The organism is Mesorhizobium sp. M1A.F.Ca.IN.022.07.1.1, from assembly GCF_003997575.1.
Taxonomy (GTDB): domain Bacteria; phylum Pseudomonadota; class Alphaproteobacteria; order Rhizobiales; family Rhizobiaceae; genus Mesorhizobium.
In genome coordinates, this window is the sequence record NZ_RZST01000735.1 from 1 (window position 1) to 491 (window position 491).

Sequence of the window (491 nt, forward strand, 5' to 3'; positions counted from 1 at the left end):
ATGCGGAACAGCCGAAAGCGTTAGCGCTCTAAGGGAGCGGCCAGAACGGCCCGCCCCCGGATGGGAGCAGGAGCGGGCCTGCGGAGAGCGGAGATTCCGCCCGGCGGCTTTGCATAGGGGTTGGGAGGATGCGCGCCGCCGCAACCCAACTTGGTCGAACGCAAAGTGTTCCGCAGCCGGAACATCTTGTTTGTGATCCGGTGTGTTTCGGGCAGGAGGAATGCCCCAATGGAAGACGACAAGACCAAATACGGCGGCAGTGACGGCAACCGAGTCTCAGCGGATCAAGACTACGAGGTTGAATACTTCGCAAAGCGACACCGGATTTCGCCGGGAGCAGTCAGGGAACTGATCCGACAGCACGGCAACAACCGCAAAGCCCTGGGGCGCCAGGCCAGAAAGCTACGGCCGTGACGAGGATGCCAGGTCTGTGCCCGCCGATTGCCGAAATCGGGCCGGGAGAGCGCGAGGTCGATCATTTTCATCGGGCC

1 protein-coding gene is annotated in these 491 nt (G+C 62.3%); it reads left to right on the forward strand.

The genetic code is table 11. The features are described from left to right. The first annotated feature begins 228 nt into the window (after positions 1–228). A complete protein-coding gene (locus EOA75_RS33705) occupies positions 229–414 on the forward strand; it encodes a DUF3606 domain-containing protein (protein ID WP_127213874.1) in 186 nt (61 codons plus the stop codon). Positions 415–491: the final 77 nt, after the last annotated feature.